This is a genomic window from Bradyrhizobium sp. Pa8 (assembly GCF_052588265.1).
This window is the reverse complement of sequence record NZ_CP176767.1, coordinates 2,264,675-2,285,462: the sequence shown is the minus strand read 5'-3', so window position 1 is coordinate 2,285,462 and position 20,788 is coordinate 2,264,675. Positions and strand designations below refer to the sequence as shown.

Here is a 20,788-nt window from a genome sequence, read left to right as displayed (position 1 = left end):
TTCCGGGCTCGCGCCAAGTGGCGCGCCCCGGAATGACGGCGGTGTTTGCCGCGCGAGAGCGCTCTCAATCCTGGATCTTCGAGAAATCCGCGACCGCACGCGTGGCGCTGCGGATCTCGTTGAGCAGCTTCAGTCGGTTCTCACGCACCTTCGGATCGTCGTCGTTGACGCGAACCTTCTCGAAGAACGCATCGACCGGCGGACGCAGCTTCGCCATCGCGCTCATCGCGGCGGCAAAGTCTTCCTTGGCGACAGCGGCGCCGGCTTCCGCCTGCACCTCACCGATCGCCTTCGCCAGCGCCTTCTCCTCGTCGAGGCCATAGAGCGCAGCATCGGGCGCACCGTCGAACGCGCGCTTGTCCTTCTTCTCCTCGATGCCGAGGATGTTGCCGGCGCGCTTGATGCCGGCGAGCAGGTTCTTGCCGTCGTCCGATTCGAGGAACTTGCCGAGCGCCTCGACACGACGGACGATCATGAGAAGATCGTCCTGGCCGCCGAGCGCGAACACGGCATCGACGAGATCGTGACGCGCGCCCTGCTCGCGGAGCTGGACTTTCAGGCGGTCGGCGAAGAAGGCGAGGAGATCGCTTGGAAGCTTCTCCGCATCGGCCGACTTCACCGACAAGCCGGCGAATGCAGATGCCGCCACCTTCATGAGCGACAGACGCAGGTTGTTCTCAGCGATCAGCCTGATCACACCGAGCGCCGCACGCCGCAACGCATACGGGTCCTTGCTGCCCGTCGGCTTCTCGTCGATCGCCCAGAAGCCGACGAGCGTGTCGACCTTGTCGGCAAGCGCGACGGCGACACTGACCGAATCGGTCGGCACGCGATCGGCCGGGCCTTGCGGCTTGTAGTGCTCTTCGCAAGCTGCAGCGACGGAAGCATCCTCGCCCTGGGCCAGAGCATAGTACTTGCCCATCAGGCCCTGCACCTCCGGGAATTCGCCAACGACTTCAGTCAGCAAATCCGCCTTCGCCAGATGCGCAGCGCGCGTCGCCTTGGCGACATCGGCACCGACCAAAGGCGCGATTTCGGCAGCGAGACGCTCGATGCGCTTGATGCGTTCCGCCTGCGTGCCGAGCTTCTCGTGGAACACGATCTGCTCGAACTTCGGCAAGCGGTCTTCAAGCTTCGTCTTCAGGTCCGTCTCGTAGAAGAACTTCGCATCCGACAGGCGCGGACGGATCACGCGTTCGTTGCCGGCGACGATGGTCTTGCCGCCGTCGGCTGCCTCGATATTGGCGGTGAGGACGAACTTGTTGGTCAGCTTGCCCGTCTTGGCATCCCTGACGACGAAGCACTTCTGGTTGTTGCGGATGGTGGCGCGGATCACCTCTTCCGGGATCGCGAGATATTCCGGCTCGAACGATCCCATCATGACGACAGGCCATTCGACGAGGCCCGAAACCTCGTCGAGCAGCACCTGATCCTCGACCAGTTCAAACCCTTGCGCGAACGTCAGCTCCTTGGCGTCGGCGAAGATGATGTCCTTGCGCGCCTCCGGATCGAGGATGACTTTTGCAGCCTTCAGCTTCGCCTCATAGTCCTCGAAGCGGCGCACATTGATCGCCGCCGGCGCCATGAAGCGATGGCCGTAGGTGGTCTGGCCGGTCTCGATGCCGTCGACCGAGAATTTGACGACATCAGGCTCTTCCGTCTCGGGCCCGAAGGTCGCGGTAATCGCGTGCAGCGGACGCACCCAGCTCAGCGAGCCGGGCTTGCCGGAGCGCGCGCCCCAGCGCATCGATCTCGGCCAGGGGAAAGTGCGGATGATGACGGGCAGGATTTCCGCGAGCACGTCGATCGCGTCGCGGCCGGGCTTTTCGATCAGCGCGATGTAGAAGTCGCCCTTCGGATCGCGTTGGATCTTGGCTTCGTCAAGCGAATTTAGACCCGTCGCTTTCAGAAAACCCTGCACGGCCGCATCGGGCGCGCCCATTTTCGGACCGCGGCGTTCAGTTTTCAGATCGGGCTGGCGCGCGGGGATGCCATGCACGGTGAGCGCAAGGCGGCGCGGCGTCGCGAACGCCTTGGCGCCTTCGTAGACGAGACCTTCGGCGACGAGCTTGTCGGTGACCATGCGGCGCAGATCGTCGGCCGCCTTGGCCTGCATGCGCGCGGGGATTTCTTCCGAGAACAGTTCAAGCAAAAGATCGGGCATCAGGCCGCTCCGCCCGCTTCAGTGTGGATCCAGGCCTCGCCGCAGGCCTTGGCCAGCTCGCGCACGCGAAGAATGTAGCTCTGCCGCTCGGTCACGGAGATCACGCCGCGCGCGTCGAGCAGGTTGAAGACGTGGCTCGCCTTGATACACTGGTCATAGGCCGGCAGCGCCATCAGGTGTGCCTCGCGCTTGCCGGACTCTGAGTTTTTTTGCCAGCCGGCGTCGAGGTACTTCCGGCACGCGGCTTCCGCCATCTTGAACTGCTCGAACAGCATCGCGGTGTCGGCGACTTCGAAATTGTGCTTCGAATATTCACGCTCGGCCTGCAGAAACACGTCGCCATAGGTCACCTTGGCGTCGCCCTCACGGCCGTTGAAGTTGAGGTCGTAGACGCGGTCGACGCCCTGCACATACATCGCAAGGCGCTCGAGGCCGTAGGTGAGCTCGCCCGCGACCGGCGCGCATTCGAAGCCGGCGACCTGCTGGAAATAGGTGAACTGGCTGACTTCCATGCCGTCGCACCAGCACTCCCACCCCAAGCCCCAGGCACCCAGCGTCGGGCTTTCCCAATCGTCCTCGACGAAGCGGATGTCGTGCACGGCGGAATCGATGCCGATCGCGGCGAGCGACTTCAGGTACAGCTCCTGAAGGTTCGGCGGCGACGGCTTCATGATCACCTGGAACTGGTAGTAGTGCTGCATCCGGTTCGGATTCTCGCCGTAGCGGCCGTCCTTGGGCCGGCGCGAGGGCTGCACATAGGCGGCGTTCCAGGGCTTCGGCCCAAGCGCGCGCAGCGTGGTTGCCGGATGGAAGGTGCCCGCGCCCATCTCCATGTCGTAGGGCTGCAGGATCACGCAGCCCTGCTCGGCCCAGAACCGCTGGAGCGCGAGGATGAAGCCCTGGAACGAGCGTTCCGGGCGCATATGGGCGGGCAATGAGGCGTCCATCGTCAGATCAGGCTCTCGCGGGGGGTTTTGAATCGCGCGGGACCGTATCGACGGCGGGGATGGGAATCAAGGCAAAGGGGGGCGGATTCGGGCCGATCGCCCTCGTCCGGAGACGGTGCGGTAGGGTGGGCAAAGCGAAGCGTGCCCACCATCGTCACCCCAATTGCAAAGGGAATGGTGGGCACGGCGCAAGAGCGCCTTTGCCCACCCTACGGCAGTGCGGCCTAGCCGGGCCGATAAGCTCCGGTCACGGGGTCACGTTTCAGCTTCTGAATATCCCCGGCATGGGCGGCTTCAGCGACGCGCGACAGGCGCATCTCCTCCAGCTCCTGGTTGATCCGGACAGCGGTCTTGTAGGCCCAGCGGACCACGGCAAGCCCGCCCAAGACGCCCGCGAAAGCGACGAACGGCGGCATCGGTCGATCCTTGTCTAGTACTCAGCCCCCACGCACATTCTTGCGCAGACCGGGCCGCGCCGCAATTGTCTCGGCCCGGACCAAATGGCGCGGGAGCGCGTCGCCTAGAACCCGAATTTCGCCCAAATCGCCCGCGTCTCGACCGCCGAGATCAGCTCGTCCGGCAGGCCGGCCATTGTTTCCATGGCCGAAAGCTGGCCCGCACCGGGAGATTTCCGCCCCAGAAGGCCCGAGAGCAAACCGGTCGGCTGGGCAATCACGGGGGTGAGAACCTTCTCGCCATAGCGGGCACGAAGAGTTGAGCGGAGGTCGCCGATGCCGTCGGCGAGCCCCAGCGCGATCGAACTCTCGCCGGCCCAATATTCGCCGGTGAACAGGGTGTCGTCGGCGCCCTTCAGCCGCGCGCCGCGGCTCTCCTTCACCAGCGCGATGAAGATCTGGTGGATCTCGCGCTGGAGCGCCTTCAGCCGCGCCACGTCGTCGGGGTCTTCCGGGAGGAACGGATCGAGCATCGCCTTGTGCGCGCCGGCCGTGTAGAGCCGCCGCTCGATGCCGAGCCGCTTGATCGCCTCCTGGAAACCAAAACTGCCGCCGACCACGCCGATCGAGCCGAGGATGGAGGACGGATCGCAGATGATCTCGTCGCCGGCGCAGGCGATCATGTAGCCGCCGGACGCCGCGACGTCCTCGACGAACACCAGCACGGGCAGCTTCTTCTCCGCCGCGAGCTGCTTGATGCGCAGATAGATCTGGCGCGACTGCACCGGCGAGCCGCCGGGCGAATTGATCACCAGCGCCACCGCTTTGGCGTTCCGGTACGAAAACGCTCGCTCCAGCACCCGCGCGACGCCAGCAAGCGTCATGCCCGGGCGCAGCGGCGTCACCGCACCGATGACACCGGACAGCCGCACCACCGGCACCACCGCCGTGCCGGGACGGAAGCGCGCCGGCAGATATTGCATGAGCTTGTCGGCCAGGCCGGAACCCTCACGATCGTTCAATTGTTCGGCCATGCCGTTACCTCTGCTTAACCATTTCTTATCACGCGACTGTCATTGGAAGTGCCCGGAACGTGTTTTGCAGATTCCCCGTTGGGAAGCTGCAATGAGGCAGCGGAGAACACCATGAAAATCTATCTGCTGTTGCTGCTGGTCGGTGCGCTGTTCATGGCGATCCGCCTGACGACCCCGCAAGAGCAGCAGTCGGAATCGCTTCCGCAGTAAGCCGTCGTGGCTCCGCCAGCGGCAAGAACGCCCTCCCCTCCAGAATCTCCGTCACCTGATTTTTAGGCACGCCTGACTCGTCGTTGAGCATGAGGCCCGGCAGAAGTCGCGTCGGAGCCCGGCCGCCTTTGACTGCGCGCACCAGCACGCGGATCGCGGGTCGTCCCGCCTCGCCGTGAACCGGCAGGATCGACAGACTGCCGAAGCCGCGTGACAGCGCAGTCAAAACCTCCGCGATCCCATCGGCGCGCCAGATCAGGGTCAGCGCGCCGTCCGATCGGAGGATGCGCCGCGCCGCATGCACCCATGCATTCAGCGTCTCCTCGCTCGCAACATGCGCGGTCCGGCGCGCCCGATCGGGCGAACCGCGATGGCGTGCGGGATCGTTGAAGGGCGGGTTCATCAGCACCACGTCGACGCTGTCGGGCACGAGGCCATTTGCCGCAAACGCCTGCGCGTCCGCCGTGACGTCGAGCACGATCGTGTCCGCGGCAATTCCATTCGCCGCCGCGTTGGCGCGTGCAAGCTCCGCCAGTTCCGGATCGATCTCGACCAGGCTCAGCCCGATACCGGCGACGCGCCGGCCGAGCGCCAGCCCGGCCGTGCCGACGCCGGCGCCGAGATCGACGACACGGTCGCCCGCCTGAGCCTCTGTCGCCGCCGCGAGCAGGATGGCGTCATGCCCGGCGCGGTGGCCGGACCGCTTCTGCTTCAAGCGCAATTGCCCGCCGAGAAAGGCGTCTTCGGTGAAGTCTGTGACGACGTCAATCATCGCCGCGCAGTTCATGGCTGAGGCCGGCCTCGGTGAGAAGCTCCCTGGCCTCCTGGGCGTCGTCCTCATGGACCAGGATCCGCCGCGGCAGAATACCCAGCGAGCCCTCGATAATGCTCATGTTCTGGTCCAGCACCAGATGATGGATGTTGGCGCCGTCGAGCAGCGCGCCGATCGCCGACACCAGCACCATGTCGTTGGTCCGAACCAGTTCACGCAAAACGCAGGTCTCCTGCCTGAAAGGGGCTAAAGCGGCAAATGTCAATGGTTCCGCGGCACTTGCCGCATCCGCTGCCAGTTTCTATTGTCTTTCCATCAGAATAGCCCTTCCGGGGCAAATATTGGAGACCGGCGTGGCCGTCATCGTACCTTTCGAAACTCCCGGCGCGTCGATCGAAGAGCTGGTTGCCCTTGTCGCCGGTGACATGGAGCGCGTCAACGCCACGATCCTGTCGCGGACCGGGTCGGACGTAACCATGATCCCGGAGGTCGCCAACCATCTGATCTCCTCCGGGGGCAAGCGCCTGCGGCCCATGCTGACGCTCGCCATGGCCAACCTCGCCGGCTACACCGGCGACGGTCACATCAAGCTCGCAGCAAGCGTCGAGTTCATGCATACGGCGACCCTGCTCCACGACGACGTGGTCGACGAGAGCGAGATGCGCCGCGGCAAGCTGTCGGCGCGCATGCTCTGGGGCAATGAGGCGAGCGTACTGGTCGGCGACTTCCTGCTCGGCCAGGCGTTCCGCATGATGGTCGAGGTCGGCTCGCTCCGCGCGCTCGACATCCTCTCCGCGGCCGCCGCCACCATCGCCGAGGGCGAGGTGATGCAGCTTGCCGCCGCCAAGAACACCGCCACCACCGAGGACGAATATCTCGCCGTGATCCGCGGCAAGACCGCGGAGCTGTTCGCGGCCGCCTGCGAGGTCGGCCCCGTCATCGCCAACCGCCCCAAGGCGGAACAGACCGCGTGCCGCTCGGTCGGCATGAATCTCGGCATCGCCTTCCAGCTCGTCGACGACGTGCTCGACTATGGCGGCAAGAGCGCAAAGCTCGGCAAGAACACCGGCGACGATTTCCGCGAGGGCAAGATCACGCTGCCGGTCGTGCTCGCCTTCCGCCGCGGCAACGACACCGAGCGCGCCTTCTGGATCCGCGCACTGGAGCGCGGCGAGATCGGCGACACCGATCTCGACCACGCCCTCGGCCTGATGAACAAGCACCGTGCGCTGGAAGATACGCTCAGCCGCGCCCAGCACTACGGCGCCATGGCCGTCGACGCGCTGGCACTGTTCCCGTCCTCGCCGATGAAGAGCGCGCTGGAGCAGGTGGTCGCGTTCTGTCTGGCCCGGTCGCATTAGGCGACAGAGGCTGACTCTCTTTCCACGTCGTCATCGCGAGCCTAGCGAAACAATCCAGAATCCGTCCGCAGAGACAGTCTGGATTGCTTCGCTACGCTCGCAATGACGGAGAGCTAGGCAGCGGCGCATTCCCTCTCTTCTCCCGGACGCGCTGCAGCGTGAAACGCTGCTGCGCAGAGCCGGGACCCACGCGACACGCAGCGATCAGCAATTTGGGCCCCGGCACTGCAGCGCACCGCCAGGAGGCGCTGCGCTGCGTCCAGGGCACGAGAGCATTTGCGCAGGTCCCCGCCGCACATCCCACCACTAACCCGACCACGGCGTTCTCACCAAACACTCCTCCACACCTGCTGCTGCTCACCCAGTAGCTTGCATTTTGCAAGCCACTCCCCTACCTTCCCGCCATGCAGCCCAAATCCCCCTCCATCCTGGAATGCCCGGTCGGGCGCGCCGTTGAGACGGTCGGCGAATGGTGGAGCATCTTGATCTTGCGGGATGCCTTCCAGGGCGCGACGAAATTCGACGAGTTCTCGCAAAGCCTCGGCATCGCGCCGAACATCCTGTCGCGGCGCCTGGCCCATCTCACCGAGAGCGGCATGTTCGTCCGCCGCCGCTATCATGAACGGCCGCCGCGGTACGAATACGTGCTGACGGAGAAGGCGCGGGATTTCTTCCCTGTGGTCGTGGCGCTGCTGGCCTGGGGCAACAGGCATCTCGCGCCCAAGGGCGAATCCATCGTGCTGGCGAATCGGAGCGACGCCCGCCCGTTCGATCCGATCGTGGTCGATGCCGCCGACATGCGTCCGATCACCCTCGCCAATGCGGTCGTCGTCCCGGGTCCCCGCGCCAGTCGCGGGATGCGCAAGCGGCTCGGCTCGCTCAAAGCCATGAACCCGGCCGTTGCGCCGGCTGGAGACTGACATGCGTCGTATCGTCGTGACGGGAATGGGCGCGGTGTCGCCGCTCGGCTGCGGTGTTGAACTCTCCTGGCGCCGGCTGCTGGCCGGCCAGAGCGGGTTGCGCCCTCTGCCGGAATGGTCGCAGGCGCTGCCCGCGCGCATAGCCGGTCTCGTGCCCGACAAGGCTGACGATGCCGAAGGCGGCTTCGATCCCGCACAAGCCGCCGCGCCAAAAGACCAGCGCAAGATGGACCGCTTCATCCTGTTCGCCCTGCTCGCGACCGCAGAGGCGGTCGCGCAGGCCGGATGGACGCCGCAGGATACGACGTCGTTGGAGAGAACCGCGACGATCATCGCTTCCGGCGTCGGCGGCTTCCCGGCAATGGCGGAGGCGGTGCGCATCACCGAGCAGCGCGGCGCGCGCCGGCTCTCGCCTTTCACCATCCCCTCGTTTCTCGCCAATCTCGCCGCCGGCCACGTCTCGATCAAATACGGTTACAAGGGCGCGCTGGGCACACCGGTGACGGCCTGTGCCGCCGGCGTCCAGGCGATCGGCGATGCCGCGCGCATGATCCGCGCAGGCGAAGCCGATGTCGCGATCTGCGGCGGCGCGGAGGCCTGCATCGATATCGTCAGCATCGGCGGCTTTGCCGCGGCCCGCGCGCTGTCGAGCGGATTCAACGACGAGCCCGCGCGCGCCTCGCGCCCGTTCGATCGCGACCGCGACGGCTTCGTCATGGGCGAAGGCGCCGGTATCCTCGTGATCGAGGAGCTGGAGCATGCACTGGCGCGCGGCGCCTCCCCGATTGCGGAGGTCGTGGGCTACGGCACGACGGCGGACGCCTATCACATGACGTCGGGCCCGCCCGACGGCGATGGCGCCCGCCGTGCCATGGAGATTGCGCTGCGCCAGGCGAAGCTCGCGCCCGCGGATTTGCAGCATCTGAACGCGCATGCGACGTCGACGCCAGCCGGCGACGAAAGCGAGCTCGGCGCGATCGCCGCGCTGTTCGGCCACAACCGGAACATCGCGGTGAGCGCGACGAAATCGGCCACCGGCCATTTGCTCGGCGCCGCCGGCGGGCTCGAGGCGATCTTCACCGTCCTCGCCTTGCGCGACCAGGTCGCGCCGCCGACGCGCAACTTCGAAAACGCAGATCCCGGCGCGGAGGGCATCGACATCGTCTCAGACAGCGCGCGGCCGATGCCGATGCTCAACGCCATCTCCAACGGATTTGGCTTCGGCGGGGTGAATGCCAGCGTGATCTTCCGCCGGATGGGCTGAACAAGAGGCCTTGCAATCGCAGCACGCTTCGTTACCAAAACGGGATGATCGAAACGAATTTCTGGCTGTTCCTGGCCGCAGCGTGTCTCATTGCCGCCGTTCCCGGCCCCGGCATCTTCTACGTCGCGGCACGGACCTTGTCGGAGGGGCGCGCCAGCGGCTTTGCGTCAACCGCGGGCACGGCGCTGGGCGGGCTGGTTCATGTCGTCGCGGGCAGCCTCGGCATCTCCGCGATCATCCTTGCCAGTGCGGAGCTGTTTGCCGTCGTAAAATTCATCGGCGCGCTCTATCTGGTCTGGCTCGGCATCAAGACCTTCCGCAGCGCCGGCCGCGCGCTCTCGCTGGAGAGCGAGCCTGTCGGCGACAGGCGCGCGTTCCGCGACGGCGTGCTGGTCGAGGCGCTGAACCCGAAGACCGCCGCATTCTTCCTCGCCTTCATTCCACAGTTCCTCGATCCCGCGGGGTCGGGCCCCACGCTGCAATTCATCGTGCTCGGCGCGATCTCGGTGATCCTGAACACGCTCGCCGATGTCGTCGTGGTGCTGATGGCAACTGCAACGCGCACGCAGTTGATTGGCAGGCCGCATCTGATGCGGCGTCTCACGCAGGGCTCGGGCGTCTTCATCGCCGGCCTTGGCCTCTCGCTCGCGCTGGCGCGGCGGCCGGTGCAAGGCTAGCGATGGTTAGCAGATGCGCTTGCTCCATCTTCCATTGTACATTGGAAGGCGATCCATGGAGCGAGGTCGACGATGACATCACGGGTAGAAACGCTAACTCCACCGAACACGCCAAAACCAATCGGACCCTATAATCACATTGCCAAGGTCGGCGAACACATCTGGATCGGCGGGACCGCGGGCTTCGATCCGGAGACGGGACAGCTGGCCGGCGCCGATGTCGCCTCCCAGACGCGGCAAATCTTCAGATCGTTCGAGGCGATGCTGGCTGCGGTGGACTCCGACCTCAACCACGTCACCCACATCAACGTATTTCTCAAGCACATGTCGGACTTCGACGCGATGAACGCAGCCTATGTCGATATGATGGGGGAGCACCGGCCCGCTCGTACCGTGTTTGCCGTGCAGGAGCTTCCGAAACCTGGCGTCATGCTGACCATGAATCTGACGGCTGTAACGAGACAAGCAGCCTCGTCGGCAACGCGATAGCCGAAGAAAGAAAGGGGCCGAAGCCCCTTTCTCGGATTTCACCAGTGGTGCCAATGATGCCAGCGGTGCCAGCGAGCCCAATGATGCCAGCGCCAGCCGTCACCCCAATGATGGTGCCAGCCGTAACCACCCCAGTAGTGCGGATGGTAGTAGCCTCCATGGTAGTGGCGTTGCCAGCAATGGCCCCATTCATTGCAGACATAGCCGGTCGGCACCTCGATCGGTGCTGCTGACGCAGCCCCGCTCGACAGCGTGACCCCGCCAAGCGCGGCAAGGCCGACAAACGCAGATACAAGTTTCATGATGTTCACCTCCTAACATCCGTTGGAGGCGACGAGTGCGTCCTGCGTTCGGCGCCTTACGCAGGTTTAATACCGATGAACGAATTCGATGAGGCCGATCCGCTCGCGATGACGGTGTGCGCGCAACATTGTCGCCATCGCCCCGAAAGACTCTCCAACCCGTAATGACCAAGATGTAACGCGCGGAATTCGAACGACCCATCGCTCGCGGCTCACCCATGGTTGTTGCGATGGAGAGTTCGATGCGGATGATGTCCTGGTCGCGTTATCGCCTCCTGAAAAGGTCGTTGTCGCGCACCGCGCGTCGCTGTCACGACGCGAAGATGCGCAAAACCCGGCAGCACCGACGCGCCATGCGCCGCCTTGCCGGCACGAGCTCGCCGCCGAAGCGCCCGTGACCTGCGGCTTGCTTGTGGAATGGCCGGCAGCAGGCTACTCCAGTCGCGCTGTTATCTCGTCCGGCATTTCGAAGGATCGGCGCCCGATGCTTGCCCCGCAAAGTCGCACTTACGAGTCACACGGCCTGCGGCTGCATTATGCCGATTGGGGCAATGACGGCGCGCCCGTCGCCATCCTGGTCCACGGCGGCCGCGATCATTGCCGAAGCTGGGACGCCATCGCCCGCTCGCTTCAGCCGCATTTTCACGTGCTCGCGCCCGATCTGCGCGGTCATGGCGATTCCGACTGGACCAAGGGCGGCAGCTACGCGCTGACCGAGTATGTCTATGATCTCGCGCAGCTCATTCGCAGCATCGCAGCGCCTCAAGTGACTCTCATCGGTCATTCCATGGGCGGTATGGTGAGCCTGATCTTTTCGGGGTCGTTCCCCGAGCTGGTCACGAAGCTCGTCGTCCTCGACGGCGTCACCATGTTGCCGGACACCCCCAAAGCGCCGACGCATGAGCGCATCAGCAAATGGGTCGGCCAGCTCGACAGGCTGCACGACCGCACGCCGCGCCGCTATTCGACCCTCGAAGACGCGGCCGCGCAGATGGTGCTTCACAACAAGCGCCTCGCCCGCGACCTCGCGCTGCATCTTGCAACGCACGGCTCGCGGCGGAATGAGGACGGTACCTATAGCTGGAAGTTCGATCCCTACCAGCGCGCCTCTGCGCCGCACCGGCTCTGGCCGGACGATCACGTGGCGCTGTGGTCGCGCATCACCAGTCCGACGCTGCTGCTGAATGCCGGAGAAAGTTTTCTCGCGGGCGCCAGGGCCGCAGGCCTGGAGCGCTATTTCCCGCAGGCGCGTATCGAGACCATCGCCGGCGCAGGGCACTGGCTGCAGCATGACAAGCCGCAAGAGGTGTTGAGTGAGATCCGGCGGTTTCTCGGGCTGGCCGAAGACGGCGGCTAGCTTCACTGCCGTAGGGTGGGCAAAGGCGCAAAGCGCCGTGCCCACCACGAAGCCAGATTGCGAGAATAAGTTTGGTGGGCACGCTTCGCTTTGCCCACCCTACGGCACCGTCGTCGGCGAAAAACCTAGCTCAACGTCCCCGCATGCACCCACCAGCCGGGGTGGTCGCGCCGGATCTTTTCCGCGGCGGCATGCGCCTCGTTCGCTGCGCCGTAGATCGCAAAGCACGTCGCGCCAGAGCCGGACATGCGGGCAAGCTTGACGCCGGCGGAGTCACGCAAGGCCTCCAGCACCTCGCCGATCACGGGCTCGATCCGCAACGCAGGGGCTTCGAGATCGTTGGCCACGGTTTCGAGAACGTCGACCCAATCGGCGATGGAGGCGCCCTCGTCCGGCCAGGCCGGCGCGTCGAGGACGGAAGTGGCGCCCACCAGCAATTCGCCGTTGCGCAGGCCCAGCGCCTGGAACACGTCCTTGGTGGCGACCGGCACGCGCGGATTGACCATCACGCAGGGCATGCTCGGCAGCGCGAGCGGCAGCAGTTGCTCGCCGACGCCGGTCATGTCGCAGGCACGCGAGACCAGGCACACCGGCACATCGGCGCCGGTCGCGAGCGCGACTTTCTGCAAGCGCGGATCATCGAGCGACAGATTGTTGAGACGCGCGAGCAGCCGCAGCGCCGCCGCTGCATCGGCCGAGCCGCCGCCGATGCCGGCCGCGACGGGAAGCACCTTGTCGAGCGCGAAGGCCCCGAGCTTCAGGTTCGGCACGGCCTCGGCCAGAAGCCTGGCCGCCTTGACCACGAGATTGTCCGCGGTGTCGCCGCAGGCCGCGGCCAGCGGACCGGTGGCGACGAGCTTCAGCTCGCCCCCCGGCTCCAGCGTCAGCTGGTCCGCGCAGTCGGCAAACGCGACCACGCTCTCGAGATCATGATAGCCGTCGGCACGACGGCCGACCACGCGAAGGCTCAGATTGACCTTCGCGCGCCCCTCTTCAATCAACGCCGACATTGGCGATCAGCCCCCAAACGCACTCTTAGCCGCCCTTGCCGTCGTCCTTCTTCTTGTCCGCCTGCGCGGCCGAAGAGTTCGAATCGTCGGTCATACCGTTGGCGATCTTGGCCTCGATCTTCGGAAGCTCCTCCGGCTCGGGCTTGAGATCACGGGCGTGGGCCCACTGGAATTTCGCTTCCAGCGTGCGGCCGACGCGCCAATAGGCATCGCCGAGGTGATCGTTGATGGTGGGATCCTCGGGCTTGAGGTCGATCGCGCGTTCGAGGTTCTTCACCGCCTCTTCGTAATTGCCGATGCGGTAATAGGCCCAGCCGAGGGAGTCGACGATGTAACCGTCGTCGGGACGCTGTTCGACGGCGCGCTTGATCATCTTCATGCCTTCGTCGAGATTCACGCCCTGGTCGATCCAGGAATAGCCGAGATAGTTGAGGACATGCGGCTGGTCGGGCTGGAGTTCGAGCGCCTTCTTCATGTCGACTTCGGCCTTGCTCCACTCCTTGGAGCGCTCCTCGCAAATGCCGCGATAATAATACCAGACGCTGTTGGCCTTGTCGTTGCCGGCCGGCAGCACGTCGATGCCCCGCGAATAGGTCGCGCCGCAATCGCCGAACTTCTTGCGGCCGCGCTCGATATTGCCGAGCGCCATGATGGCTTCGAGATCCTTGGAATCGTCCGATGTGACGCCCTTGAGGATCTTGATCGCCTCGTCGGTGCGGTCGGCGGAATCCAGATCGATCGCGAGCTGGATCTGCGCGTTGCGCTTCAACGGCGAGGTCGCGGGCACCCGCTCATAAACCTTGATCGCCATCTGCGGCCGCTTCACCGATTCATAGAGATCGGCGAGCGAGAGCAGCGCCAGCGGATGGGTCGGCTGGAGATAGAGCGAGAGCTGGAGATAGACCAGCGCCAGATCCTCGCCGCCGCGGCGGGTCAGCGTGGCGCCGATGCCGTAGAGCGCTTCGGCGGCACCGGCTTGTGCAGAGTCGGCCAGCGGCGGCATCTTCTTGCCGGCCTTGGTGTCGCGCAGGCCTTCCACGATCAGCGGATGGCGGGCGAGCTTCTTGTCGAAAGCCTGGTAGACGGTGGTCGCGGCCGCGGAATCCTTGTTGCGCGACAGCCAGCGCGCATAGGCCTCGGTGACACGCAGCATGGAATCGTCGAGCTTGTAGGCTCGCTCGAAGCGGATGCCGGCGTCCTTCTCCTTGCCGGAGAGCTCGAGGATCATGCCGGCATGGAGGTCCTTGAACAGCGGATACCATTCCGGACCGGCGAGCTTGTCGATGGTGGCGACGCCGCCCTTGGCATCGCCCGCGCCATAGGCGGCCCAGCCCGACAGCAGCGTGGCGACGAGATCGGTGATCGGACCGCGGATCGACTGGTTGATATTGGTTTGCGCGGTCGCGTATTTCTTCATCTTGAGATCATGCACCCCGACGACGAGGCGCGCGACGCGGTTGGTCTTGTCGATGGTCAGGATGCGCTCGGCGAGCTTGACCGCCTCGTCGATGTCACCGTCGGCCACCGACGAGATGAAGGCGCGATCGAGCAGTTCGTTGTTCTTGGGATCGGTGCGGAGCGCCGAGCGGTAGAAGGCGGCGGCCGAGGCCGCATCGCGCTCGACGCTGGCGTGGCGGGCGGCGAGATAGCTGCCGGAGGTCGTCAGCGACTTCAGATCGTTCCGGGTCGGAAATTGCGCCGCCGTGTCGGACGGATGATCCGGCGTCTGCGCCAGCACCGCGCCGGGGACCGTCGCGATCGCTGTGCCCATGAGGGCGATGGCAGCAACAGTCCAGCGGTTGAAACGATTTGAGAACATCAGGGGCTCGCCTTGAGTTGTAGTGCCTGGGTTTGCAGCAGTAGGCCGTATCGCATGCGAACGCGGCCGGTGGCATGGGGACCCGGAACCGTCGGGCCGACAATGCCGCTTTTGGCGCTTCACCGCAAGGATTCGGGCATGCGATCCCCTCCGCACGCCCCAAATCGGCCGACAACGCCCCAAGACGCTGCCAGTATGGCCTTATCGTGGCCGCGGACCGCACCCCCGGGCCAGTTCTCACGCGAACGTGCGTCACAATGCCGGGGGCACGTCACATTGGCCCCGGCTTGATCGCTTTGGTCCAATGATCCCGGCTTACATGGCCTAGCTTACATGGCCTCGTAGTTCGGGCCACCGCCGCCCTCCGGGGGAACCCAGGTGATGTTACCGTTGGGGTCCTTCACGTCGCAGGTTTTGCAGTGGACGCAGTTCTGGGCATTGATCTGGAAGCGCGGGCTCGAGCCTTCCTCGACCCACTCATAGACGCCGGCCGGGCAATAGCGATTCGAGGGACCGGCGAAGACGTCGTGCTCCGAGGTCTTTTGCAGGCTCATGTCGGCGACCTTGAGATGGACCGGCTGGTCCTCCTCATGATTGGTGTTGGACAGGAACACCGACGAGAGCTTGTCGAACGAGATCTTGCCGTCCGGCTTCGGGTAGTTCTTCGGCGCGTGCTGCTTGGCCGGATCGAGAGTGGCGCGATCGGGCTTCGCATGCGCCTGCGTGCCGAACAGCGAGGCACCGAACAGCGTGTTGCACCACATGTCGAAGCCGCCGAGCGCGACGCCGAGCACGGTGCCGAACTTCGACCATAGCGGCTTGACGTTGCGGACCAGGAACAGATCCTTGCCGACCGACGAGGACCGCCAGGCGCTCTCGTAATCGACGATCTCGTCATTGGCGCGATCGGCAGCAACGGCCGCCGCGACATGCTCTGCGGCGAGCATGCCGGTGCCCATCGCATTGTGCACGCCCTTGATGCGGGGCACGTTGACGAAGCCGGCCGCGCAGCCGACCAGCGCGCCGCCGGGGAAAGTGAGCTTCGGCACCGACTGATAGCCGCCTTCGGTGATGGCGCGCGCGCCGTAGGCGAGCCGCTTGGCGCCTTCGAAGGTGCCGCGGATCGAGGGATGGGTCTTGAAGCGCTGGAACTCGTCGAACGGCGACAGATACGGATCGTCGTAGTTTAGATGCACGACGAAGCCGACGGCGACGAGATTGTCGTCGTAGTGATAGAGGAATGAGCCGCCGCCGGTCTTCAGGTCGAGCGGCCAGCCGAACGAATGCTGGATCATGCCCTTCTGGTGCTTGGCGGGATCGATCTGCCAGACTTCCTTAAGGCCGATGCCGAACTTCGGCGGCTCGCTGTTGGAATCGAGTGCGAACTTCGCGATCAGCTGCTTGGTCAGACTGCCGCGCGCGCCCTCGGCGAACAGGGTGTACTTGCCGAGCAATTCCATACCGCGGGTAAAGGAGTCCTTCGGCCTGCCATCGCGGCCGATGCCCATGTCGCCGGTGGCGATGCCCTTCACCGCGCCCTGCTCGTCATAGAGCACCTCGGCTGCGGCAAAGCCCGGATAGATCTCGACGCCAAGCGCCTCGGCTTTGCGTGCCAGCCAGCGGCAGACATTGCCGAGCGAACCGATATAGCAGTGATGATTGTCCATCAGGGGCGGCATGATGAAGTTCGGCAGCTTGATCGCGCCGCCTCCCGTCATCCAGTAGAAGCGGTCGTCCTTCACCTGCGTCTTCAGCGGGCAATCGGAATCCTCGCGCCAGTCCGGGATCAGCTTGTCGAGCCCGGCCGGATCGATCACGGCGCCGGAGAGAATGTGCGCACCGACCTCGGAGCCCTTCTCCACCACGACGACGTTGAGATCGGCATTGAGCTGCTTCAGCCGGATCGCAGCCGCCAGGCCAGACGGGCCGGCACCGACGATGACGACGTCGAATTCCATGGATTCGCGCGGGGGAAGTTCTTCGGTGCTCATCTGATCTCAGCCCTTGAGACGGTTCCTCGTCATTTGCGCCCCCTTGTTTCCGATTTTTCCGGGTAGGACAACCACGGAAATGCGTTCCACTGGGATGCAAGGCGCCCCAAACTGATATAAAAAGTCTGACTTTCCAAATGATCCCCGAACCCGCACCCACCGTCCGAGAGCTTCTCGCCTTCTATCTGGAGGCCGGGGTCGATTGCGCGCTCGCGGAGGAACCAATCGACCGCCTGGCGGAATTGGATGCTCCGCCGCCGGCCCCGCGCGCCGCACCTCCGGTCGAGGCACCACGGCCCGTTGCCGCGCCCGCGGTAATGCGCGGCGAGGCCGCACCTGCGCCGGACATTGCAATCGCCTCCGCACGCGAGGCCGCGCGCACCGCGCCGACGCTCGAGGTACTGCGCGAGCTGATGCAGAATTTTGAAGGCTGCGCGCTGAAACACACCGCGACGCGGCTGGTGTTCGCCGACGGCAATCCGCAGGCGCGCATCATGTTCGTCGGCGAGGCGCCGGGCCGCGACGAGGACATCGAGGGGCTGCCCTTCGTCGGGCGCAGCGGCAAACTGCTCGACCTCATGATCGGCGCGATCGGGCTCAACCGCACCACCGCCTACATCGCCAACGTGATTCCGTGGCGGCCACCCGGCAACCGCACGCCGACGCCGCAGGAAACGCAGATCTGCCTGCCCTTCATCCAGCGCCAGATCGAGCTGGTGAATCCCGACGTGCTGGTGACGCTCGGCAATCCCTCGACGCAGACGCTGCTGTCGACGCGCGAAGGCATCATGCGCACCCGCGGCCGCTGGTTCGACTACGAGACGAGAGGGCGCACCATCCGCGCGCTGCCGACCTTCCACCCGGCCTATCTCTTGCGGTCGCCATCGTACAAGCGGCTGGCCTGGCAGGATCTGCGCGCGATCGCGAAGGCGCTGGCGGGCGCGTGAGGGACTAAGCTCTCCCTCCCCGTCATTGCGAGGAGCGAAGCGACGAAGCAATCCAGACTATTTCCGCGGAGGGATTCTGGATTGCTTCGCTACGCTCGCAATGACGACGGAGAGAGTACGCGCCCGACTTACGTCCCCTTCGGCCGCACGATGGCCCAGCCGATGCGCAGCAGCTGCTGACGGCCGGTCACCAGCCATTCGAAGGCGCGCGGCACTTCGGGAACGATGCCGGGAAAGCGCGCGAGGATTTCCGGCGGCGGGGTGCCGGCGGTGTCGGAGGCGCGCCAGACCACGACGCCGCCGGTCTCGCTGAACTTGGCCTGATTGATCCACGGCGTGCGCGCGGGCTGGGCATCGATGAAGAGATGCGGCCGGCCGGAATGCAGCGTGATCAGGCTCGCGAGCTGGGTCTCGCCGGCGACCGCGCGCAGGCGATGATTGGTGCGGCGGGCAAAGCTCTCATCGAAGAAGTCCGAGATCGCGCGCGCCGGCATCGAGGTTCCAATCTCGTTGGCGCCGGTCCAGGGCAGGAACAGCACGGCGAGCACGACGCCGGCTGCGGGCGCCACGACGGCGGCTGCCCAGACCGTCCGCAGCACCCGCGCGCGGCGCATCGCGATGAGGTCGCCGGCCGTCACCACCACGGCAAGTCCCGACATGACCAGCACGACGCCGGCGCCGCCGACGGCGGCATCGAGCCCGAGCAGCCCGGAGATCAGGACCGCGCCGAGCGCAGGCGCCAGCGCGAAGAAATAGACGAAGTTGTGCGCGAGCGGCTCGACCGGCGGCCGGTAGATGATCGGCGCTTCCTCGCCCTTGGCGACGAACAGGCCGCTATTGAGAAAGGTCAGCGCCGGGATCGCCGCCGCGCCGAGCACGAGCCCGCCGAGCAGCCAGGCCGCTTGCAGCGCACGGGCGTTCAGCTCGGCGACCACTGGCAGGGTCGGCATGACGAGCGTCTCGGCGCGCATCAGCCAGACCGCATAGGGCAGCGCCAGCACGGCGACGACGATCAGCGCGAACAGCGGATCGAGCGCGCGCAGCGTCCGGCGTCCGCCGGCGGTCGAGACCGCGAAGACGACGAGCAGGAGGAGAAGGAAGATCGCCGCGGGCGTCGTCAGCAGCAGGAGGCCCGCTTCGATCGACCAGGCGAACCAGGCATTGCCGCGGCGCTGGCCGATGATCTGCCAGGAATGCAAGAGAAGAAGCGCCCAGAGCGGCCGTGCCAGCACCAGCGGGCCAAAGTCGAGCGCCGGCGAGGAGAAGGCCAGCACCGTCATGGTCAGCAGCACGGCGAGCACCGCCTGCTGTGAGCCGACCACGGCGCGGGAGAGATGATAGAGCGCGATGAAGGTCGCGACCTCGCAGAGCTGGGCGAGGACATAGACGCCGAACATGTGGCCGCCGGCGGCGCGGTAGGCGATGTCGGCGAGCCAGATCGGTAGCGGCGGGCCCAGATCAGTCCCGATCTGGTACTCGCGACCGAAGGCCAGCAGGGTCGCGAGGGTACCGGGCGGGCTGCGGTAAAACACCAGCGCCACGAACAGCCACATCGCGGCCTGGAGCAGCACGGCGATCCACACGATCAGCCGCGGCCGGGCGCGAATGAGCTCGATGACCAGGGAGGTAAACCGCATGCAACGTCCGAAAGATGCAGCCAACCCGTCCAGCCGGCCCTATTCGCTCACATCTGTTTTGATAAAGGGCGCTGCGCGTTGTGGCAACGACCGTCTGCCCTACAGGCCTGCTGACGCATCAATTTCAACGCTTGCTTCCACCTGCACCTCGACCTCTGTCACCGCAAACAAGTCCCGCACCGGCTCGACGGTCCAGGGCATATGCTTGGCACGCGCCGCGGCGACGGGAGCGAAGAAGCTGCGGTGGTGGATGGTGGGACCGAGGCGGTCGAGCGCGTCGAGGTGCTCGGGAACGGCGTAGCCCTTATGCTGCTCGAAGCCATATCCGGGGCAGTCCTGCGCCAGCGCGCACATCAGCCGGTCGCGCGTCACCTTGGCGATGATCGAGGCTGCGGCGATCGACAGGACGATGCCGTCGCCGCCGATCACGGCCTCGCAGTCGCAGGCGGTGTCGAGCCGATCGCGGCCGTCGACAAACACATGACGCGGCGCGTCGGGGAGTGCCACCACGGCGCGCTTCAGCGCCCACAGCGAGGCACGCAGGATGTTGTCGCGGTCGATCCGGGAGCGCGAGGCGACGGCGACCGAGACCTGCGCGGTGGCGCAGATCTTGTCGAACAGTCTTTCCCGTTCCTCGGCCGTCAGGCGCTTGGAATCGTCGATGCCGCGGGGAATGCGGTCGGGATCGAGAATCACGGCGGCCGCGACCACGGGTCCGGCGAGCGGCCCGCGGCCGGCCTCGTCGCAGCCGGCAACCGGCCAGACGCCGCGCTTGATCAGCGCGCGCTCACGGCGGAAGGTCGGCGATGCGACGGCGATGATGGCGCCCTGCCTGCCGGCCGCGGCCTTAACGGCCGACCCCTTGGCCGCCTTCTTGGCGGCATCCTTCTTCGGCGCGTCCTTCTCTGGCGCGTCTTTGGCCGGCTTCCTGGTGGACTTGTCCCGAATCATGGCCGGGATCGTGCGCAAGCAGCCCGGCCGGCGCAACCGGGAACCTCTGACAATTCCCGTTATTCAGACCAGCCGCCTACTCGGCCAGATGCACCCGCCGGTCCTCAGCGACCTCGATGCCTGGCGCGACCACGACTTCCCAGGGATGGCCGTCGGGGTCGGCGAAATAGCCGGAATAACCGCCGTAGTCGGTCTCATGCGCCGCTTTCAGCAGCGCCGCGCCCTTGCCGACAGCGAAGGCCAGAACCGCATCGACCTCGTCGCGCGTGGCGCAGTTCCAGGCGAGCGTCATGCCGCGGAAGGCCGCGGGCCTCGGATTGTCCGGCAACTTGGCGTCGGCCGCGAGTTTATCCCAGTGAAACAGGGCCAGCACCGGACCACCGGTATCGTAGAAGGCGACGGCCTCGCCGGTCGCCTTCAGCCGACGCGAGAAGCCGAGCGCGTCATAGAAGGCGATGCTGGCACGAATGTCGCTCACACCCAGTGTGATGACGGTGAGCCGCGGCACCGGCGCGGTAAGTTCCTGACTCATGCTACGCCT

At 65.6% G+C, this 20,788-nt stretch carries 20 protein-coding genes; 7 read left to right on the top strand and 13 right to left on the bottom strand.

Going from position 1 to position 20,788, the window contains the following annotated elements; genetic code table 11:
* Positions 1-64: 64 nt before the first annotated feature.
* The 6 genes from glyS to ACKWRH_RS10370 form a co-directional block, all read right to left on the bottom strand.
* A complete protein-coding gene (glyS, locus tag ACKWRH_RS10395; protein WP_445220430.1) occupies positions 65-2,164 on the bottom strand; it encodes a glycine--tRNA ligase subunit beta in 2,100 nt (699 codons plus the stop codon).
* Positions 2,164-3,111, bottom strand: a complete 948-nt coding sequence (locus ACKWRH_RS10390) for a glycine--tRNA ligase subunit alpha (RefSeq protein ID WP_028153882.1) — start codon at positions 3,109-3,111, stop codon at positions 2,164-2,166. The genes glyS and ACKWRH_RS10390 overlap by 1 nt, the downstream gene beginning before the upstream one ends.
* Positions 3,112-3,335: 224 nt before the next feature.
* Positions 3,336-3,527, bottom strand: a complete 192-nt coding sequence (locus ACKWRH_RS10385; protein WP_445220429.1) for a hypothetical protein — start codon at positions 3,525-3,527, stop codon at positions 3,336-3,338.
* A gap of 104 nt (positions 3,528-3,631) precedes the next feature.
* Positions 3,632-4,540, bottom strand: coding sequence for a S49 family peptidase (locus tag ACKWRH_RS10380; protein ID WP_445220428.1), 909 nt, complete (start codon positions 4,538-4,540; stop codon positions 3,632-3,634).
* Between the two features lie 151 nt (positions 4,541-4,691).
* The gene (locus ACKWRH_RS10375) at positions 4,692-5,522 is read right to left on the bottom strand and encodes a tRNA1(Val) (adenine(37)-N6)-methyltransferase (protein ID WP_445220427.1); all 831 of its coding nucleotides are present in this window, start codon (positions 5,520-5,522) and stop codon (positions 4,692-4,694) included.
* On the bottom strand, positions 5,515-5,742 hold the full coding sequence (locus tag ACKWRH_RS10370) for a putative signal transducing protein (RefSeq protein WP_014497336.1): 228 nt from the start codon (positions 5,740-5,742) through the stop codon (positions 5,515-5,517). Before ACKWRH_RS10370 ends, ACKWRH_RS10375 begins: the two co-directional genes overlap by 8 nt.
* Positions 5,743-5,875: 133 nt before the next feature.
* On the opposite strand from ACKWRH_RS10370, the gene ACKWRH_RS10365 reads away from it, so the two are divergent.
* The 5 genes from ACKWRH_RS10365 (at position 5,876) to ACKWRH_RS10345 (ending at position 10,233) form a co-directional block, all read left to right on the top strand.
* Complete coding sequence (locus ACKWRH_RS10365; protein WP_028153885.1) at positions 5,876-6,883, top strand: polyprenyl synthetase family protein; 1,008 nt, start codon at positions 5,876-5,878, stop codon at positions 6,881-6,883.
* A 404-nt stretch (positions 6,884-7,287) separates the two neighbouring features.
* Positions 7,288-7,803 (top strand): winged helix-turn-helix transcriptional regulator, encoded by a 516-nt coding sequence (locus tag ACKWRH_RS10360; RefSeq protein ID WP_247314264.1) that lies wholly within the window; start codon positions 7,288-7,290, stop codon positions 7,801-7,803.
* A 1-nt stretch (position 7,804) separates the two neighbouring features.
* A complete protein-coding gene (gene fabF, locus ACKWRH_RS10355; RefSeq protein ID WP_445220426.1) occupies positions 7,805-9,067 on the top strand; it encodes a beta-ketoacyl-ACP synthase II in 1,263 nt (420 codons plus the stop codon).
* Positions 9,068-9,111: 44 nt separating this feature from the next.
* Positions 9,112-9,744: a LysE family translocator gene (locus ACKWRH_RS10350; protein ID WP_445220425.1), complete on the top strand. Its 633-nt coding sequence runs from the start codon at positions 9,112-9,114 to the stop codon at positions 9,742-9,744.
* A gap of 72 nt (positions 9,745-9,816) precedes the next feature.
* Entirely contained in the window at positions 9,817-10,233 is a 417-nt protein-coding gene (locus tag ACKWRH_RS10345) for a RidA family protein (protein ID WP_445220424.1), read from the top strand.
* Between the two features lie 38 nt (positions 10,234-10,271).
* Here the strand turns inward: ACKWRH_RS10345 and ACKWRH_RS10340 are convergent, their stop codons facing one another.
* On the bottom strand, positions 10,272-10,535 hold the full coding sequence (locus ACKWRH_RS10340) for a hypothetical protein (protein ID WP_085402592.1): 264 nt from the start codon (positions 10,533-10,535) through the stop codon (positions 10,272-10,274).
* Between the two features lie 484 nt (positions 10,536-11,019).
* On the opposite strand from ACKWRH_RS10340, the gene ACKWRH_RS10335 reads away from it, so the two are divergent.
* A complete protein-coding gene (locus ACKWRH_RS10335) occupies positions 11,020-11,892 on the top strand; it encodes an alpha/beta fold hydrolase (RefSeq protein WP_445220423.1) in 873 nt (290 codons plus the stop codon).
* A gap of 125 nt (positions 11,893-12,017) precedes the next feature.
* On the opposite strand, the gene ACKWRH_RS10330 is transcribed toward ACKWRH_RS10335, so the two are convergent.
* The 3 genes from ACKWRH_RS10330 to ACKWRH_RS10320 all read right to left on the bottom strand — a co-directional run bounded on the left by ACKWRH_RS10330 (position 12,018) and on the right by ACKWRH_RS10320 (position 16,712).
* Entirely contained in the window at positions 12,018-12,902 is an 885-nt protein-coding gene (locus ACKWRH_RS10330) for a 4-(cytidine 5'-diphospho)-2-C-methyl-D-erythritol kinase (protein ID WP_445220422.1), read from the bottom strand.
* 25 nt (positions 12,903-12,927) lie between these two features.
* Positions 12,928-14,721, bottom strand: coding sequence for a tetratricopeptide repeat protein (locus ACKWRH_RS10325; RefSeq protein WP_445220421.1), 1,794 nt, complete (start codon positions 14,719-14,721; stop codon positions 12,928-12,930).
* A 329-nt stretch (positions 14,722-15,050) separates the two neighbouring features.
* Positions 15,051-16,712 carry an electron transfer flavoprotein-ubiquinone oxidoreductase gene (locus ACKWRH_RS10320; protein ID WP_445220420.1) on the bottom strand — a complete coding sequence of 554 codons (1,662 nt, stop codon included), beginning with the start codon at positions 16,710-16,712 and terminating at the stop codon, positions 15,051-15,053.
* A 137-nt stretch (positions 16,713-16,849) separates the two neighbouring features.
* Here ACKWRH_RS10320 and ACKWRH_RS10315 point away from each other — a divergent pair, with 137 nt between their 5' ends.
* Positions 16,850-17,659 (top strand): uracil-DNA glycosylase, encoded by an 810-nt coding sequence (locus tag ACKWRH_RS10315; RefSeq protein ID WP_445220419.1) that lies wholly within the window; start codon positions 16,850-16,852, stop codon positions 17,657-17,659.
* A 128-nt stretch (positions 17,660-17,787) separates the two neighbouring features.
* Here ACKWRH_RS10315 and ACKWRH_RS10310 read toward each other — a convergent pair whose 3' ends face one another.
* The 3 genes from ACKWRH_RS10310 to ACKWRH_RS10300 all read right to left on the bottom strand — a co-directional run bounded on the left by ACKWRH_RS10310 (position 17,788) and on the right by ACKWRH_RS10300 (position 20,779).
* A complete protein-coding gene (locus ACKWRH_RS10310) occupies positions 17,788-19,296 on the bottom strand; it encodes a glycosyltransferase family 39 protein (RefSeq protein WP_445220418.1) in 1,509 nt (502 codons plus the stop codon).
* Between the two features lie 99 nt (positions 19,297-19,395).
* Positions 19,396-20,247, bottom strand: a complete 852-nt coding sequence (locus ACKWRH_RS10305) for a ribonuclease HII (protein WP_445220417.1) — start codon at positions 20,245-20,247, stop codon at positions 19,396-19,398.
* 76 nt (positions 20,248-20,323) lie between these two features.
* Entirely contained in the window at positions 20,324-20,779 is a 456-nt protein-coding gene (locus tag ACKWRH_RS10300) for a VOC family protein (RefSeq protein ID WP_445220416.1), read from the bottom strand.
* Positions 20,780-20,788: the final 9 nt, after the last annotated feature.